A 17449-nucleotide genomic window follows, 5' to 3' on the forward strand; every position below is an offset into this window, starting at 1 on the left:
CTACAGCGTGAGCGCCTGCTGCATGATCGCGGCCTGCTCGGCCGCGTGCACCTTCGGCGAACCGGTCGCGGTCGAAGCCGCCGACGCGCGCGAGACGCGACTGATGGTGCGACCATTGAGGTTCTTCACGACCTCGAGGGCGATGAAGGGCCACGCACCCTGGTTCTCGGGCTCGTCCTGCACCCACACCAGCTCGGCGTTCGGGTACGAGTCGATGACCGCATTGAGCTCGTCGATCGGGGCCGGGTAGTACTGCTCCAGGCGCACCAGCGCGATCTCGGGGTTCGGGTTCTTGTCGAGCTCGGCGCGCAGATCCCAGTGGATCTTGCCGGCGTGCAGCAGCACGCGCTTGACGGCCGACTTGTCGAGGCCGCGGTTCTCGTCGATCACCGGCTCGAACCGGCCGGTGAGGAAGTCCTCGACCGGGCTCGTCGCGCCGCGCAGGCGCAGCATCGCCTTCGGGGTGAAGACGATAAGCGGGCGGCGCGGACGCGCGTACGCCTGGCGGCGCAGCAGGTGGAAGTACGACGCCGGGGTCGACGGGCGCGCGACGGTCATGTTGTCCTGCGCGCACATCTGCAGGTACCGCTCGATGCGTGCCGACGAGTGGTCGGGTCCCTGGCCCTCGTAGCCGTGGGGGAGCAGCAGCACGACGCTCGACTGCTGGCCCCACTTCTGGTCGGCCGCCGAGATGTACTCGTCGATGACCGACTGGGCGCCGTTGGCGAAGTCGCCGAACTGGGCCTCCCACAGCACGAGCGAGTCGGCGCGCTCGACCGAGTAGCCGTACTCGAACGCCATGGCCGCGTACTCGCTCAGCAGCGAGTCGTAGACGTAGAAGCGGCCCTGGTCCTCGCTGAGGTTCGTGAGCGGGATCCACTCCTGGCCGTTCGCGCGATCGTGCAGGACGGCGTGGCGCTGCACGAAGGTGCCGCGACGCGAGTCCTGGCCCGCGAGGCGCACATCGGTCTTCTCGAGCAGCAGCGAGCCGAAGGCCAGCAGTTCGCCGAAGCCCCAGTCGATCGAGCCGTTGCGGCTCATGTCGAGCCGCTTGTCGAGCAGCTGCTGCAGCTTGGCGTGGACCGTGAAGCCGTTGGGCTTGTTCACGAACGTGTCGCCGATCAGGCTCACCATCTCGCGCGAGACGCCCGTGGTCGCCGGCTCGCCGGCGGCCGGCTGGATGTCTGCGTCGGGCACGAGGATGGGCGAGGAGCCGGTCTCGGCCGCGTGCGTCTCGGCGAACGCGATCTCGAGACGGTTCTGGAAGTCCTGCTTCGCCTTCTCGTACTCTTGCTCGGTGATGTCGCCGCGACCGACGAGAGCCTCGGTGTAGAGGCGGCGCACGGAGCGCTTCGCCTCGATGAGGTTCGTCATGAGGGGCTGTGTCATCGACGGGTCGTCGCCCTCGTTGTGACCGCGACGGCGGTAGCAGACGATGTCGACCACGACATCGCGGTGGAAGCGCTCGCGGTAGGCGAAGGCCAGCTGCGCCACGCGCGTGACGGCTTCGGGGTCGTCGCCGTTCACGTGGAAGATCGGCGCCTGGATCGTCTTGGCGACGTCGGTCGCGTACACCGAGGTGCGCGCATCGGTCGGCGTCGTGGTGAAACCCACCTGGTTGTTGACGACCACATGGACCGTGCCGCCGGTGCGGTAGCCGCGCAGCTGCGACATCTGCAGGGTCTCGACCACGACGCCCTGGCCGGAGAAGGCCGCGTCGCCGTGGACGAGGATCGGCAGCCACGTGAACGTGCCGATGGGCTTGCGGTCCTGCTTCGCGCGGACGATGCCCTCGAGCACGCCGTCGACGGTCTCGAGGTGCGACGGGTTCGCGGCGAGGTAGACGGGCAGCTCGGACTCGTTGTCGGCGACGAACGTGCCTTCGGTGCCCAGGTGGTACTTGACGTCGCCCGACCCGCTCTTCGAGCCGATCGCGACGGACCCCTCGAACTCGCGGAACACCTGGCCGTACGTCTTGCCGGCGATGTTCGTCAGCACGTTGAGGCGCCCGCGGTGCGCCATGCCGATCGCGGCGCCGTCGAGGCCCGCCTGGGCCGCACCCTGCAGGATCTCGTCGAGGAGGGGGATCAGCGACTCGCCGCCCTCGAGGCTGAAGCGCTTCTGACCGACGTACTTGGTCTGCAGGAACGTCTCGAAGGCCTCGGCCTGGTTCAGCTTGTCGAGGATGCGCAGCTGCTCGTCGTGGCCGGGCTTCTGGTACTTGACCTCGACGTTCTCCTGGAACCACGCGCGCTGCGTCGGGTCCTGGATGTGCATGTACTCGATGCCGATCGTGCGGCAGTACGAGTCGCGCAGCACGCCGAGGATGTCGCGGAGCTTCATCTGGCGCTTGCCGCCGAAACCACCGGTGACGAACTCGCGGTCGAGGTCCCAGAACGTCAGTCCGTGCTGTTCGATCTCGAGGTCGGGGTGCGTGCGCTGCACGTACTGGAGCGGGTCGATGTCGGCCATCAGGTGACCGCGGACGCGGAACGAGTTGATGAGCTCCTGCACGCGAGCGGTCTTGTCGACGCGCTCGGCGAGGTCGACGTTGATGTCGGCCGCCCAGTGGATGGGCGCGTACGGGATGCGCAGCGCCGCGAAGATGTCGTCGTAGAAGCTGCGCTGGCCGATGAGCAGCTCGTGCACCTTCTTGAGGAACTCGCCCGACCCGGCACCCTGGATGACGCGGTGGTCGTACGTGCTCGTGAGCGTGATCGTCTTGCCGATCGCGAGCTCGTTGAGCGTCTTCTCGCTCGCGCCCTGGAACTCGGCGGGGTACTCGAGGGCACCGGCGCCGACGATGCAGCCTTGGCCCTTCATGAGGCGCGGCACCGAGTGGACGGTGCCGATGCCGCCGGGGTTGGTCAGCGAGATCGTCGTGCCCTGGAAGTCGGCCGCGGTGAGCTTGTTGTTGCGCGCGCGGGTGACGAGGTCTTCGTACGTCGTGAGGTACTCGTTGAACGTGAGCTGCTCGGCGCGCTTGATGCTCGGCACGAGCAGGGCCCGGGTGCCGTCGGGCTTCGGCAGGTCGATCGCGATGCCGAGGTTGATGTGCGCCGGCGCCACGAGCGACGGCTTGCCGTCGATCTCGGCGTAGAACACGTTCTGGCTCGGGAACTCCTTGAGCGCCTGGATGATCGCCCACCCGATGAGGTGCGTGAAGCTCACCTTGCCGCCGCGGGTGCGCGCCATGTGGTTGTTGATGACGATGCGGTTGTCGATCATCAGCTTCGCCGGCACCGTGCGCACGCTGGTCGCCGTGGGGACGGTCAGCGACTCGTCCATGTTGGCGGCGAGGGTCTTCGGCATGCCGCGCAGCGTCGTGACGACGTCGGCGTCGGCCTCGCCGTCGGCGGCCGACGGCTGTGCCTTCGGCGCCTGCGCCGGGATCGGCTGCGGGGCGGCGGGGCGCGCGGTGGTGCGCGCCACCGGCTGCGAGCCGATCACCGGGATCGGCGCCGTCACCGGACGGGGCTCGGAGGCCGCCGGCTGGGTCGCCGCCGGGGCAGCGGCCGCCGGGGCAGCGGCCGCCGGGGCCGCTGCCGCCGCGGGGGCGGCCTGGGTGGGTGCTGCTCCGTCTGCGGGGTGGTAGGCCTCGAGAACGGGCCACCACGCCTTGTCGACGGAGTTCCGGTCGATCTTGAACTGTTCGTACAGCTCCTCGACGAGCCACTCGTTGGCTCCGAACTCTCCCTCGTTCGAAACCCCGACGCCCGTCACCTGGCTCGACACGCTGAATCGCCTGCTTTCATCGGTGAAGTTCTGGGATGCGCGCGGGGCTCGATCGCCCGCACACGCGACGGTTAAGCCTAGCCCAGTCTGCGCAGGCAGTTCCGGCCTCAGGCGGCTGCGAACCTGAAAGAACCCGCATGATTATCCGCACAGGAACTGTCACTAACCTTGGCGGTCATGGAGTTCTACGGCGAAACACCCGACGTCGACCTGACCTACTCTGACGTCTTCCTCGTTCCGCGGCGCTCGGCGATCACGAGCCGCCTCGATGTCGACCTCGCGCCCGGAGACGGCACGACGGCCACCCTCCCGCTCGTCTCGGCGAACATGAACTCCGTCACGGGTGCGCGCCTCGCGGCCACCCTGGCCCGTCGCGGCGGGCTCGGCGTCCTCCCTCAGGACATGCCGCTGCAGGAGCTCGACGCCGCGATCCGCTGGGTCAAGGCGCAGCCCACCGCGTGGGACACCCCGCTCGTGCTGCCACCGGATGCGACGGTCGCCGACGCGGCGCGACTGCTCCCCGCCACCGAGGGGCACGGCATCGTGGTCGCGGACGCCTCGTCCGGTCACGTCGACGCGGACGACATCCTCGGCATCGTCCCGGCGACCCGGCTGGGCACGGCCCTTCCCGACGCGCGCCTGGGCGACCTCGCGCGCGGGCGCGCCGCATCCGTCGATGCCGATGACATCGAAAGCGCGCGCCACGCGTTCGACGTGCTCGTCGCCGCCGAAGCCGAGACCGTGTGCGTGCTGCACCACGGGCACCTCGTCGGCACCCTCTCGCGCCGCAGCGCGCTGCGCTCGACGCTGTACCGCCCCGCCGTCGACGCGTCGGGCCGGCTCATCGTCGCCGCGGCCGTCGGCATCAACGGCGACGTCGCCTCGAAGGCGAAGGCGCTCGCGGGGGCGGGCGTGGACGTGCTCGTCGTCGACACCGCCCACGGCCACCAGGAGGGCATGCTCCGGGCCCTCCGGGCCGTCGCCGACCTCGACCTCGGGATCCCGATCGCCGCGGGCAACATCGTGAGCGCAGAGGGGGTGCACGATCTCGTCACCGCCGGTGCCACGATCCTCAAGGTCGGCGTCGGCCCCGGCGCCATGTGCACGACGCGCATGATGACCGCCGTCGGCCGTCCGCAGTTCTCCGCCGTCCTCGAGACCGCCGAGGCCGCCCGCATCATGGGTGCGCACGTGTGGGCCGACGGCGGAGTGCGCTATCCGCGCGACGTCGCGCTCGCGCTGGCGGCGGGTGCGGCATCCGTCATGATCGGCTCGTGGTTCGCGGGGACCATCGAGGCGCCCGGCGAGCTGCAGGTCGACGACGCCGGCCGGGCCTACAAGGAGTCGTGGGGCATGGCCTCGACGAAGGCCGTGCACGAGCGGTTCGGGCGTCTCGATCCGTACGAGCTCGCCCGCAAGGAGCTCTTCGCCGAGGGCATCTCGTCGTCGAAGATCTACCTCGACCCGCTCCGCCCCGGCCTCGAGGACCTGCTCGACATGATCACGTCGGGCGTGCGGTCCTCCTTCACCTACGCGGGCGCCTCGACGGTCGCCGAGTTCCACGACCGCGCGCGGGTCGGGCTGCAGTCGGCGGCCGGGTACGAAGAGGGCAAGGCGCTGCCGGTCAGCTGGTGAGGATGTTGCGGATGCTGCGGCCCGCGGCATCCGTGATGCCGAAGGCTCCGTCAGCGCAGGCGGGCGAGCGCGCGCTCGTGCACGGCCGGGTCGGAGTCCATTCCCGCCGGTGACTCCGGCGCGTACACGACGAGCTCGGTGAACCCGAGTGCCGCGGCGCGCTCGGCGGCGGTGAGGTACTCGTGGACGCTCGTCGTGGGGCGCACGCGGCCGAACCCCAGCAGCAGCGAGCGGCGCACCGCCGCCGGGTCGCGGTCAGCGGCCCGGGACGCCTCGTCGAATCCCCGCGCCTGCTGGGCCAGCAGCGCCCAGTACTCCTCGGCCTCGAGCTGCGTCGATCCGGGGCCGCCGTACGAGTTCCAGGTGTCCGCGTACGCGGCGGCGAGCGCGAGCGCGCGGGGTCCGTGGGCGGCGAGCAGGAGCTCCGGGCGGGCGACGCCCCCGGGTGCCGGCAGGGTCTCCAGACCGCGGAACGACGTCGTGCGACCCTCCCACTCGGTCGTCCCGCCGAGCACCGCCCGGTAGCCTCGCACCACGTCTGCGAAGCGAGCCGACATCTCGGCAGGGCTCTCGCGGGTGCCGTGGTCGGCCAGCGCGCACGTCGGCGCACCCATGCCGAGCCCGAGGACGAGCCGGCCGCCAGAGACGTCCTGCACGGTCATCGCGACGCGCGCGAGGGTGACCGGCGTACGGAAGACGGCCGATGCCACGAGCGTGCCGAGGCGGATGCGCTCGGTGACGGCCGCCGCCGCCGTGAGCGTGGTGAACGCCTCGCTCAGCCACAGCCCCGGCGCCGTCGCGTGCGTGAGGTGGTCGTAGGTGTAGACGACGTCGTAGCCGACCTGCTCGGCCCACCGGTACCACCGCTGCTGGTCGCGCCACGGTCCGACCGGGGGGATCACGAGGCTGATCCTGTCCAGTGTCATAGCGCCATGCTGGCACCTGAGCCCAGGATCGTGCGGGGATGCCTGCCGTAGACTTGTCGGCACGATGGACGACCCTCCTAGTTGCAGACAATCGCCCCACCGACCCGCCACCCCGATGAATGGGGGTGATGCGTGATGGATTACGTCATGTTGGGCGTGGGGCTTCTTCTCACAATCGGCACCGGCCTGTTCGTCGCCAGCGAGTTCGCGCTCGTGAACCTCGACCGAGCGGACCTCGAGGCCCGCGAGGCTGCCGGTGAAACCCGGCTCTCGCTGACGATCAGCGCGCTGCGCATCACCTCGACCCACCTCTCGAGCGCGCAGCTCGGCATCACCCTGACCACCCTGCTCACCGGTTACACGATGGAGCCGGCGATCTCGAACCTGCTCGCGCCGGTCTTCGACGCGTGGGGCATCCCGAGCGGGGTGTCCCGACCCCTCGCCGCCATCATCGGCGTCTCGATCGCGACCGTCTTCTCGATGATCATCGGCGAGCTCGTGCCCAAGAACTTCGCACTCGCGGTCCCACGTCAGACCGCCAAGCTCGTCATGCCGTTCCAGGTGGCGTTCACGACGGTGTTCCGTCCCGCGATCGTCGTGCTCAACGGCAGCGCCAACGGCGTGCTGCGCTCGGTCGGCATCGAGCCGAAGGAGGAGCTCTCCGGTGCCCGGACTGCGGAGGAGCTCTCGAGCCTCGTCCGCCGCTCGGCGAGCGCCGGTGTGCTCGAGGAGGACACCGCGTCGCTGCTGGACCGCAGCCTCACCTTCGCGCGGCTCTCGGCGGCCGACGTCATGACGCCGCGCCCGAGCATCCACGCCCTCGCGGCCGACGACTCCGCGGAGGACGTCATCCAGCTCGCCCGGCGCACCGGCCACAGCCGGTTCCCCGTCTACGGCGAGGACATGGACGACATCACCGGCATCGTTCACCTGAAGGCCGCGGTCGGCGTTCCCCGTGAGCGCCGGGCCGACGTGCCCGCCGCCGCGCTCGCGACCGAACCGCTGCGCTTCCCCGAGGCGGTCCACCTCGACGTGCTGGTCGCAGAGCTGCGTGCACGCGGGTATCAGATGGCCGTCGTCGTCGACGAGTACGGCGGCACGGCCGGCGTCGTCACCCTCGAGGACCTCGTCGAGGAGATCGTCGGCGAGGTGCTCGACGAGCACGACCGCCGCCGCGCGGGCATCGTCCGAGTGCAGGACACGGTCATCTTCCCCGGCGAGCTGCGGCCCGACGAGGTGCGCGACCGCACCGGCATCCGCATCCCCGAGGGCGATGTCTACGACACCGTCGGCGGGTACATCATGAGCGTGCTCGAGCGCATCCCCGTCGTCGGCGACAGCGTCGAGATCGAGGACGGCGCCATCGAGGTGCAGCGCATGGAGGGCCGCCGCGTCGACCGCGTGAGGTTCACACCCACGCCGATGCCCCACGAAGACGCGAACGAGGGAGGTGATCGCCGATGAGCGACTGGGCAGGAATCGCCTGGCTGGTGGTGCTCCTCATCGCCAACGCCTTCTTCGTCGGCGCCGAGTTCGCCGTCATCTCCGCACGCCGCTCCCAGATCGAGCCTCTGGCCGAGAAGGGCTCACGCGCGGCCAAGACCGCGCTGTACGCGATGGAGCACGCGACGCTCATGCTGGCGACGAGCCAGCTCGGAATCACGATCTGCTCGCTGCTGATCCTGAACGTCTCCGAGCCCGCCATCCACCACCTGCTGGCCGAGCCGCTGGGGCTCACCGGCTGGTCGGAGGCCGTCGTCGACGGCGTCGCCTTCGCCGTCGCGCTGATCGTCGTGTCGTACCTGCACGTGGTGTTCGGCGAGATGGTGCCGAAGAACCTCGCGTTCTCGGTGCCCGACCGTGCGGTGCTGATGCTGGCGACGCCCCTGGTGTGGGTGTCGAAGATCTTCCACCCGGTGATCGTGAGCCTCAACTGGACCGCGAACCACATCGTGCGACTCTTCCGCGTGGAGCCGAAGGACGAGGCCGCCTCGACCTTCACCCTCGAAGAGGTGGCGACGATCGTCAACCAGTCCCGCATCGAGGGCGTGCTCGACGACGCATCGGGCACGGTCGCCGCGGCCGTCGAGTTCACCGACAAGAAGGCGGCCGACGTCGCGGTGCCGCTCTCGCAGCTGGTGACGCTCCCGGTGGTCACGACGCCCGACGAGATCGAACGCGCCGTCGCAAAGCACGGCTTCTCGCGCTACGTGATCGTCGATCAGGCGGGCGTGCCGGTCGGCTATGTGCACCTGAAGGACATCCTCCGGGCGGCCGAGGGGCCGGATGCCGCGACCGACGTGGCCCTCCCGATCGCGACGAAGCGCATCCACCACATGGTGCCGGTGCTCGAGTCGACCGACCTGGAGGACGCGCTGGCCGTGATGCGGCGTGCCGGCCGCCACCTCGCACAGGTGCGCGACGAGTCCGGTCAGATCACCGCGGTGCTGTTCCTCGAGGACATCATCGAGGAGCTCATCGGCGAGGTGCAGGACGCCACGCGCCGTCGCGGCTTCTGACGAACGAGATGAGCGGATGCCGCGGCCCGGGGCCGCGGCATCCGCTCATCGCTTCTCGTGTCAGAGGCGGGCGCGGAGGTACTGCGCCGGCCAGTAGTCGATGTCGACGCCCAGCTCGGTTGCGGCGCGCAGGCCGTAGTGAGGGTCGCGCAGCCACTCGCGGCCGGCCATGACCGCGTCGGCGAGGTCTTCGGCGAGCACGCGCTCGGCGTGGGCGGCGTCGTCGATCATGCCGACCGCGTTCACAGGAACGCCCGCCTCGCGCCGCACGCGCGCCGCGAGCTCCACCTGGTACCCCGGCCCCGTCGTGAGCTTCTGGTGGGCGACGAGTCCGCCGCTGGAGATGTCGAAGAAGTCCGCTCCGCGCTCCGCCGCCCAGCGAGCGACAGTCGCGGTCTCGTCGGGGTTCCAGCCGCCGTCGGCCCAGTCGGTGGCGGAGAACCGCACGATGACCCCAACGCCGGGGGCGGCATTCGTCACCGCGTCCAGCACGCGCAGCAGCAGGCGCGCCCGATTCTCGAGCGAACCGCCGTACTCGTCGTCGCGCAGGTTCGACAGCGGCGACAGGAACTGGTGCAGCAGGTACCCGTGGGCGCCGTGCAGCTCGAGCACCTGGAAGCCGGCCCCGACGGCGCGGCGCGCGGCCGCCGCGAAGTCGGCCACGATGCGGTCGATGCCCGCGCGGTCGAGGGCGACGGGCTCGGCGTAGCCGTCGAATGCGATCGCCGACGGGGCGACGGTGGCCCATCCGCCATCCGCTGCGGCCACCGAGCCGCGGCGGCCGGAGAACGGCGACCAGGTGGAGGCCTTGCGGCCCGCGTGGGCGAGCTGCACGCCCGCGACGGCTCCGCGGCTGCGGATCGCCGCGACGATCGGCGCCCACGCGCCCTGCTGCACGTCGTTCCACAGCCCGGTGTCCTCGGGCGAGATCCGGCCCTCGGGCGACACGGCCGTCGCCTCCGCCATGACCAGCCCCGCGCCGCCCGACGCGAACTGCGCGAGATGCGTGTGGTGCCACTCCTGCGGCACCCCGTCGACCGCGCTGTACTGGCACATCGGCGAGACCCAGAGGCGGTTGCGCACGGTGACGTCGCGCAGGGTGAGAGGGGTGAAGAGGCGGCTCATCGGGTCTCCGGATCGGATCGGGTGCGCGGTACTGTGGCCGCATGGTGAGGACGTGGACGCGCGCCGATGCCGCTCGCGCCCTGCGGAGGCCAACCGCCGACGACGACAAGTATTCCCGAGGCGTGCTCGGCATGCGGACGGGCTCCGACGCCTATCCGGGGGCGGCGGTCCTCGGTGTGGAGGCGGCGTGGCGCACCGGCCTCGGCATGGTGCGCTACCTCGGACCCGAGCGTCCCGCCGACCTGGTGCTCGCACGCCGGCCCGAGACGGTGACCGCCGACGGGCGCGTGCAGGCGTGGGTGATCGGGTCGGGAACGGATGCCTCGGCCCGCACGCCGTCCGACACCGCCGCGCTGCGCGCGCTGCTGTCCGACACCGACCCGGTCGTGGTCGACGCCGGGGCGCTGGACCTCGCCGCCGAGGCCACGGCCCCCCGCATCCTCACACCGCACGACCGCGAGCACGCGCGCCTGCGTGCGGCGCTCGGCCTCGGGCACACGCCGGCCGACCGCGTCGCCGCCGCCCGCGAGACCGCCGAGGCCACCGGCGCCGTCGTCCTGCTCAAAGGCGGCGTCACCGTGGTGGTGGCGCCCGACGGATGGGTCGCGACGGTCGAGTCCGGCACGCCCTGGCTCGCCACCGCGGGGACGGGTGATGTGCTCGCCGGTGTCATCGGAGCCCTCGTCGCCGGGGCGATGGCGCAAGAAGGACGCGCGGATGCCGCGAACCTCGCCTCCCTCGCCGCCTCCGGCGCGTGGCTGCACGGGCGGGCGGGCGCGATCGCCGCGCAGAGCGCGAGCATCGCGCGAGCGCCGAGCTCCCCGCCGTTCGGCGACGGGCCGATCACAGCTCTGGATGTCGCGGACGCCCTGCCTCGCGCCGTCGCCGAGGCACTGAGCCGCTGACGGAAGGCCGTACTTCTCATCCCTAGGATGAAGGGGTGTTGCGGCGGATGTGGGTGTGGATCGCGTTCGTCCTCGTCCACGCGGTCGTCATCTGGCTCGGCTTCGCCGGCGACCACGCCGCCTCGTGGGACGTCGATCAGCTGTACCGCTGGTGGGCCGGGCTCACGCTCGGCGGCGATGTCGTGCCGGGCATCACCGAGGACTGGATCTATCCGCCGCTGGCGCACCTGCCGATCCTTCTCGTCGGGGCGCTGCGCGGTGTCGTGGACTACACCCTGGGCTGGGGATTGCTCGTGACGGCGCTCGATGCCGCGGCCTTCGCAGTGCTCGTCGGCAACGGGCGCTCGCGCGGCCGCATGATCGCGGCGTGGTTCTGGCTGGCGGCGATCCTCGCGCTCGGCGGCGTGGGCATGTTCCGGCTCGACGGCGTGACGGTGCCGATCGCGGTCGCCGGTTCGCTGTTTCTCGTCGGCCGACCGTGGCTGGGCTCCGTGCTCCTCGCCGTGGCCACGTGGATCAAGGTGTGGCCGGCGGCACTGCTCGCCGCGGCGGTGATCGCGGTGCGTCGCCGGCTCGCGGTCGTCGGCGGCGCTGCCGCCGTCTCAGCGGTGGTCGTGGCGGTCGTCCTGCTCGCCGGCGGCGGCGCGCACCTGCTCGGCTTCGTGGGCGATCAGACCTCGCGGGGCCTGCAGATCGAAGCGCCGGTGAGCAGCGTGTATCTGCTGCTCGCTCTGGCGGATGTCCCCGGTGCGCGGATCTTCTACGACCCCGACCTGATCACGTTCCAGATCACCGGCCCGTCGGTCGACACCGTCATCATGCTGATGACCCCGGTCCTCATGCTCGGGATGCTCGCCATCGCGGTGATCGGCGCCGTCAAGGCCTGGCGGGGTGCGTCCTTCGTCGCGCTCTTCCCGCCACTGGCATTCGCGCTGGTGCTCGGCTTCATCGTCCTCAACAAGGTGGGGTCGCCGCAGTACATGACGTGGCTGATCGCACCGATGGTCGTGGGTCTCGCGATCGATCGGCGCCGGTGGCTGCGCCCCGCAGCGCTCACGGTGGTGATCCTCGCTCTCACCCAGTGGCTCTTCCCGTTCGCCTACGACTGGCTTCTCGTGCTGTGGCCCGCGGCCGTCTGGCTCGTCGTCCTGCGCAACGCCATGCTCGTCGCGCTGTTCGCGTGGGTCGTGGTGCGCCTGGTGCGGCTCCCGGTGCGCCAGCCGGTGCGGCTGCGCGTGCCAGAGTAGTGCTGGCCCTGCTCGTCCCCCTCGAGAACCGGAGGTTCCCATGCTCGTCGCCTTCTCTGTCGCCCCCAGCGGGACCGGCCGCGCCGACGGCTCGGTGCACGACGCCGTGGCCGCCGCCGTGCGGGTCGTGCGCGACAGCGGCCTGCCGCACCGGACGACCTCGATGTTCACCGAGATCGAGGGGGAGTGGGACGAGGTCTTCGACGTCGTCAAGCGCGCGACCGACGCCGTCGCACCATACGGCTCCCGTGTCTCGCTCGTACTCAAGGCCGACATCCGCCCCGGCCACTCGGGCGAGCTCGACGGCAAGATCGAGCGCCTCGAGGCCGCGATCGACCGCCAGGACGGCGACGCCGCCGCCGAGTGAGGCTCCGGGTCCCGGTGCGTTCATGACGCGCCGCGTCGACGCCCCCGAATCGATTCGACAGGATGCTGCGACCGCCGCTAGCATGACCGCGTGACCTCCTCGAATCTGACGAGGGGGGCGGCGACGTGGGCGCTCCTTTCCCTCGCCGTCGGCAGCTTCGGCATCGGCATGACCGAGTTCGTCGTCATGGGCCTGCTGCCGAACATCGGCTCCGACCTCCTTCCGTCGCTCTGGCAGCTCCGCCAGGAGGATGCGATCTATCAGGCCGGCTGGCTCATCTCGCTGTATGCCCTCGGTGTGGTCGTCGGTGCTCCGACGATCGCCGGCGCGGTCGCGAAGTATCCGCGCCACCGCGTGATGATCGGGCTCGCGCTCGCCCTCACGGTCTTCAACGCGCTCACGTTCCTGGCGCCGACGTTCGAGTGGGTCGCCGCATCCCGGTTCCTTGCGGGGCTTCCGCACGGCGCCTATTTCGGCATCGGTGCGCTCGTCGCCGCCGACGTCCTCGGGCCGGGCAAGCGGGCGAAGGGCGTCGCGTTCGTGCTGACCGGCCTCACTGTCGCGAACGTCGTCGGTGTGCCGCTGGGCACCTACCTCGGCCAGCAGCTGGGCTGGCGGGCGGCGTTCATGGTCGTCGCAGCCATCTTCGCGACCGCCACGGTGCTCATCGCGTTCTTCGTGCCGGAGCATCCGGGGGATCCCTCGCGCACGCTGCGGGCGGAGCTCAAGGTGTTCCGCATCGGTCAGGTCTGGCTGGCGCTCGGCGTCGGCGCGATCGGCTTCGGCGGGTTCTTCGCGGTGTACAGCTACGTCGCGCCACTCGTGACCGAAGTCGCGGGCTCGCCGGAGTGGGTCGTACCGATCGTCCTCGTGCTCATCGGGCTCGGCATGACCGTCGGCAACCTCGTCGGCGGCCACCTCGCCGACGTCGACCTCAAGCGGACGCTCATCGGGGGTCTCGTGGGGCTCGCCGCGGTGCTCGCTCTGCTCGCGCTGACTGCGACCTGGATCTGGGCGCTCGCGTTCTTCGTGTTCGCGGTGGGGTTCGTGGCGTCCGCGCTCAGCCCCACCATCCAGACGCGGCTGATGGATGTCGCCGAGGACAACCAGTCGATCGCCGCGGCGCTGAACCACTCGGCCCTCAACATCGGCAACAGCCTGGGCGCGTTCCTCGGCGGCGTCGTCATCGCTGCCGGATGGGGCTTCGGCGCACCCGCGTGGGTGGGTGTGGGCCTGGCCCTCGCCGGGCTCGTGCTCGCGTCGGCGAGCCTCGTGCTCGAGCGGCGCCGGGCGCCCGTCGCGGTCTGAGCCCCGCGCCGCGGGCCGCCGCGATGGATAGAGTGTGCGGATGCCGGAACCGACGCCGTCCGCCGACCGTGCCCTACGGGCGCTGAGCGACTCGATCGGCGGCGCCCGTACGCGCCGCCCCGAGGACGCCACCGACCCGGCGATCCCCGTCGCCGCGACGGTCGTGCTGCTGCGCGACGCCGGCGACGGGCTCGAGGTGCTGATGATCGAACGGCCGGACCGCGGGTCGTTCGCCGGTGCGTGGGTGTTTCCCGGCGGCAAGCTCGAAGACGCCGACCGCTCCGCCGACGGCGAACCCGAGGAGGTCGTCGCCCGCCGCGCCGGCGTGCGCGAGACGCACGAGGAGACCGGACTCGCGCTGGACGCCGACGCTCTCGTGACGCTGTCGTGCTGGGACCCGCCGCCCGGTCTCGCGCTGCGCATCCGCACGTGGTTCTTCGTGGCGCCGGCCGCAGCAGGCGCACTCGCCCTGTCGGCCGACGAGGCCGTCGCCGCCGAGTGGCTGCGCCCCGCCGACGCGCTCGCGCGGCACGGGCGCGGCGGGTTCACGCTTTATCCGCCGACGTGGGTGACCCTGCACGGCCTGGCCGAGCACGCGGATCTGGATTCCGCGGTCGGAGCCGCGCGCCTCGGCGGCGTCGAGCGCTTCGAGACGGTCGCCCGCCGCGGCGGCGATGGCCCCGTCCTCATGTGGCAGGGAGACGATGAGTGGGAGGCCGACGCCGAGGGCGCAGCATCCGGGTCCCGTCATCGTCTCGAGATCGGCGCCCTCCCGTGGCGCTACGAGCGCACGGACTGAGACCTCCGGGGGTTCAGGCCTCGAGCAGCCGCCGCAGGTGCGAGCCGACGGCGTTCGTCTCGATGAGGAACCCGTCGTGGCCGAAGTCGCTCGACAGCACGACGGCGCGATCGCCGTCGAGCGTGTTGCGGATCCCGCGCGCGATGCGGTGCTGGCCGTCGATGGGGAAGAGCCGGTCGCTGTCGATGCCGAGCACGAGAGCCTTGGCGGTGATGAGGGCGAGGGCGTCCTCGACGCCGCCCCGGTCGCGGCCGACGTCGTGCGAGTTCATCGCCTCGACCAGCGTGATGTACGAGTTCGCGTCGAAGCGGCGCGTGAACTTGTTGCCGTGGAAGTCGAGGTAGGACTCGACGGCGAAGCGCCCGCCGTGCCCGAGCGGGCTCACGCCGGACTGCCACGTGCGCTGGAAGCGCTGGTTGAGCTCCGTGGGGGAGCGGTAGTTGAGCAGCGCCATCCGCCGGGCGAGCGCGAGCCCGCGGTTCGGTCCGTCGCCGTCGCCCGCGTCGTAGTACTCGCCGCCCTGGTACCTCGGGTCGATGCGGATCGCCTCGAGCTGCACCGAATTGAGCGCGACCTGGTCGGCCGTGTTCACCGGCGGCGACGAGAGGATGCCGACCCGCTCGACGCGATCGGGGAGCAGGATGGACCATTCGAGGGCGTGCATGCCGCCCATCGATCCACCGACGACGGCGGCCCACACGTCGATGCCGAGGGCGTCGGCCAGGCGCACCTGGGCGGCGACCTGGTCGCGGATCGTCAGGTACGGGAAGCGCGACGCCCACTCGTAGCCGTCGGGGCCGATGGATGCCGGACCCGTCGACCCCTGGCAGCCGCCCAGCATGTTCGGGGCGACGACGAACCAGCGATCGGTGTCGATGGGCGCGCCGGGGCCGACGATGTCGTCCCACCAGCCCGACGTCGGGTGCCCCGCGCCTGCCGGCCCGCGCACGTGGCTGTCGCCGGTGAGCGCGTGCAGGACGAGCACGGCGTTGTCGCGGGCGGCGTTGAGCTCGCCCCACGTCTCGTAGGCGAGGCGATAGGCGGGCAGCTCGCGGCCGCCCTCGGTGCGGAACGCCCCGAACGCCGCGAAGTGACGGGCGCCCACGGGATCGCCGTCGCGCCACGCACCGGTCGCCGGAGGGCGGCCCAGCAGCAGGCGCGCGTCGGCCTCCGTCACGGGCGCGCTCGGCACCGTGTCTTCGGAGGTCTGCCAGTCCATTCGTCCATTCTCGCCTGAGCATGCGTGGTGGTGCGGTCTGTTACACCGGGCGGGTGGCACGGGTGGGGAGCTGGCGGCCGACTTCGTGGCGGACGAGCCCGACACCGACCAGGAATGAAGGATGCCTCGTCCCGGCGCGGTGCGCCGGGACGAGGCATCCGTGTCCCGAGGAGGGGGATCAGGCGCGAGCGGCCTCCGACACCCGGCGGGCCGCCGCGAGCGCCTGCTCGAGGTCGGCCTTGAGGTCGTCGATGTTCTCGAGGCCCACCGAGAGGCGCACGAGGCCCGGCGTGACCCCGGTCGTGAGCTGCTGCTCGGGCGTGAGCTGCGAGTGCGTAGTCGACGCGGGGTGGATCACGAGCGAGCGCACGTCGCCGATGTTGGCGAGGTGGCTGAAGAGCGTCAGCGAGTTGACGAACTCGCGGCCGGCCTCGACGCCGCCCTTCAGCTCGAACGACAGCACCGCGCCGACGCCCTTCGGGGCGTAGGCGTTGGCGGCTGCGTACCACGGCGACGTGGGCAGGCCCGAGTAGTTGACCGAGGCGACGTCGGAGTGGTTCTCGAGCCACTCGGCGATCTCCTGCGCGTTCTGCACGTGGCGCTCGACGCGCAGCGAGAGCGTCTCGATGCCCTGGATCAGCAGCCACGCGCTGTTCGGCGAGATGGCCGAACCGAGGTCGCGCAGCAGCTGCACGCGCGCCTTGATGATGTAGGCGAGGCCGTCGCCGACCGCTGCCGTGTAGGAGGCGCCGTGGTACGAGGGGTCCGGGACGGTGAGGCCGGGGAACTTGTCGACGTTCTTGGACCACTCGAACGTGCCGCCGTCGACGATCACGCCGCCGATGGTGGTGCCGTGGCCGCCCAGGAACTTCGTCGCCGAGTGGACGATGATGTCGGCGCCGTGCTCGAACGGCTTGATGAGGTACGGGGTCGCGATCGTGTTGTCGACGATGAGCGGCACGCCGTTCTCGTGGGCGACATCGGCGACGCCGCGGATGTCGAGCACGTTGATCTTCGGGTTGCCGATGGTCTCGGCGAAGAACAGCTTCGTGTTCGGGCGGACCGCGCGGCGCCACTCCTCGAGGTCGTCCTGGTTCTCGACGAACGTGACCTCGATGCCGAGCTTCGCGAGCGTGTACTTGAAGAGGTTGTAGGTGCCGCCGTAGATCGAGCTCGACGACACGATGTGGTCGCCCGCCTCGGCGATGTTGAGCACCGCGAAGGTCGCGGCGGCCTGGCCGCTCGCGAGCAGCAGGGCGCCGGTGCCCCCCTCGAGCGCGGCGAGGCGCTCCTCGACGACGGCCTGCGTGGGGTTCTGGATGCGCGTGTAGATGTTGCCGAACTCGGCGAGCGCGAAGAGGTTGGCGGCGTGGTCCGCATTGTCGAAGACGTACGACGTGGTCTGGTAGATCGGCGTGGCGCGAGCCTTGGTCACCGGGTCGGGCTGGGCCCCCGAGTGGATCTGCTTGGTCTCGAAACGCCAGTTCTCGGGTGCGGACATGGCCTGCTCCTGCGGGATCGGATGCCGGGAGCGTGCCCCCCAGCCGGGTTCGAGAGTACGGAGAACCCGGGGTTGTCAACAACGTGGGGGAAATGTGACGTAATGCGATCGGGCCCCGGAATCCCGGTCGGGGAGTGCCGCCGGGCGCGACGTGGGTAGCGTT

Annotated in this window: 13 protein-coding genes; 8 read left to right on the forward strand and 5 right to left on the reverse strand. The window is 71.0% G+C overall.

All coding sequences use genetic code 11. The annotated features are described in order from the left end of the window. Entirely contained in the window at positions 1-3735 is a 3735-nt protein-coding gene (locus RS82_RS05175; protein WP_084695463.1) for a multifunctional oxoglutarate decarboxylase/oxoglutarate dehydrogenase thiamine pyrophosphate-binding subunit/dihydrolipoyllysine-residue succinyltransferase subunit, read from the reverse strand. A gap of 177 nt (positions 3736-3912) precedes the next feature. Here RS82_RS05175 and guaB1 point away from each other — a divergent pair, with 177 nt between their 5' ends. After that, positions 3913-5370, forward strand: a complete 1458-nt coding sequence (guaB1, locus tag RS82_RS05180) for a GMP reductase (protein ID WP_045297440.1) — start codon at positions 3913-3915, stop codon at positions 5368-5370. 50 nt (positions 5371-5420) lie between these two features. On the opposite strand, the gene RS82_RS05185 is transcribed toward guaB1, so the two are convergent. Then, positions 5421-6296: an LLM class flavin-dependent oxidoreductase gene (locus RS82_RS05185; RefSeq protein WP_045297441.1), complete on the reverse strand. Its 876-nt coding sequence runs from the start codon at positions 6294-6296 to the stop codon at positions 5421-5423. A gap of 135 nt (positions 6297-6431) precedes the next feature. Here RS82_RS05185 and RS82_RS05190 point away from each other — a divergent pair, with 135 nt between their 5' ends. Together RS82_RS05190 and RS82_RS05195 are read left to right on the forward strand one after the other, a co-directional pair. Beyond that, the gene (locus RS82_RS05190) at positions 6432-7760 is read left to right on the forward strand and encodes a hemolysin family protein (RefSeq protein WP_045297443.1); all 1329 of its coding nucleotides are present in this window, start codon (positions 6432-6434) and stop codon (positions 7758-7760) included. Further along, on the forward strand, positions 7757-8815 hold the full coding sequence (locus RS82_RS05195) for a hemolysin family protein (RefSeq protein WP_045297445.1): 1059 nt from the start codon (positions 7757-7759) through the stop codon (positions 8813-8815). Before RS82_RS05190 ends, RS82_RS05195 begins: the two co-directional genes overlap by 4 nt. 60 nt (positions 8816-8875) lie before the next feature. On the opposite strand, the gene RS82_RS05200 is transcribed toward RS82_RS05195, so the two are convergent. Beyond that, positions 8876-9940: an NADH:flavin oxidoreductase/NADH oxidase gene (locus RS82_RS05200; RefSeq protein ID WP_045297446.1), complete on the reverse strand. Its 1065-nt coding sequence runs from the start codon at positions 9938-9940 to the stop codon at positions 8876-8878. Positions 9941-9981: 41 nt separating this feature from the next. On the opposite strand from RS82_RS05200, the gene RS82_RS05205 reads away from it, so the two are divergent. From RS82_RS05205 to RS82_RS05225, 5 genes are all read left to right on the forward strand, one after another. Then, positions 9982-10845: an ADP-dependent NAD(P)H-hydrate dehydratase gene (locus tag RS82_RS05205; protein ID WP_045297447.1), complete on the forward strand. Its 864-nt coding sequence runs from the start codon at positions 9982-9984 to the stop codon at positions 10843-10845. A 35-nt stretch (positions 10846-10880) separates the two neighbouring features. Next, positions 10881-12092 carry a glycosyltransferase 87 family protein gene (locus tag RS82_RS05210; protein WP_157005406.1) on the forward strand — a complete coding sequence of 404 codons (1212 nt, stop codon included), beginning with the start codon at positions 10881-10883 and terminating at the stop codon, positions 12090-12092. A 40-nt stretch (positions 12093-12132) separates the two neighbouring features. Continuing rightward, positions 12133-12459 (forward strand): thiamine-binding protein, encoded by a 327-nt coding sequence (locus tag RS82_RS05215; RefSeq protein ID WP_045297450.1) that lies wholly within the window; start codon positions 12133-12135, stop codon positions 12457-12459. A 90-nt stretch (positions 12460-12549) separates the two neighbouring features. After that, entirely contained in the window at positions 12550-13767 is a 1218-nt protein-coding gene (locus RS82_RS05220) for an MFS transporter (RefSeq protein ID WP_045297451.1), read from the forward strand. A gap of 40 nt (positions 13768-13807) precedes the next feature. Further along, positions 13808-14566, forward strand: coding sequence for an NUDIX domain-containing protein (locus RS82_RS05225; protein ID WP_052676696.1), 759 nt, complete (start codon positions 13808-13810; stop codon positions 14564-14566). A 13-nt stretch (positions 14567-14579) separates the two neighbouring features. Here RS82_RS05225 and metX read toward each other — a convergent pair whose 3' ends face one another. Further along, the gene (gene metX / locus RS82_RS05230; RefSeq protein WP_045297452.1) at positions 14580-15785 is read right to left on the reverse strand and encodes a homoserine O-acetyltransferase MetX; all 1206 of its coding nucleotides are present in this window, start codon (positions 15783-15785) and stop codon (positions 14580-14582) included. A 178-nt stretch (positions 15786-15963) separates the two neighbouring features. Beyond that, positions 15964-17286, reverse strand: a complete 1323-nt coding sequence (locus tag RS82_RS05235; protein WP_045297454.1) for a bifunctional o-acetylhomoserine/o-acetylserine sulfhydrylase — start codon at positions 17284-17286, stop codon at positions 15964-15966. Positions 17287-17449 lie beyond the last annotated feature (163 nt).

The organism is Microbacterium trichothecenolyticum, from assembly GCF_000956465.1.
Classification (GTDB): Bacteria; Actinomycetota; Actinomycetes; order Actinomycetales; family Microbacteriaceae; genus Microbacterium; species Microbacterium trichothecenolyticum.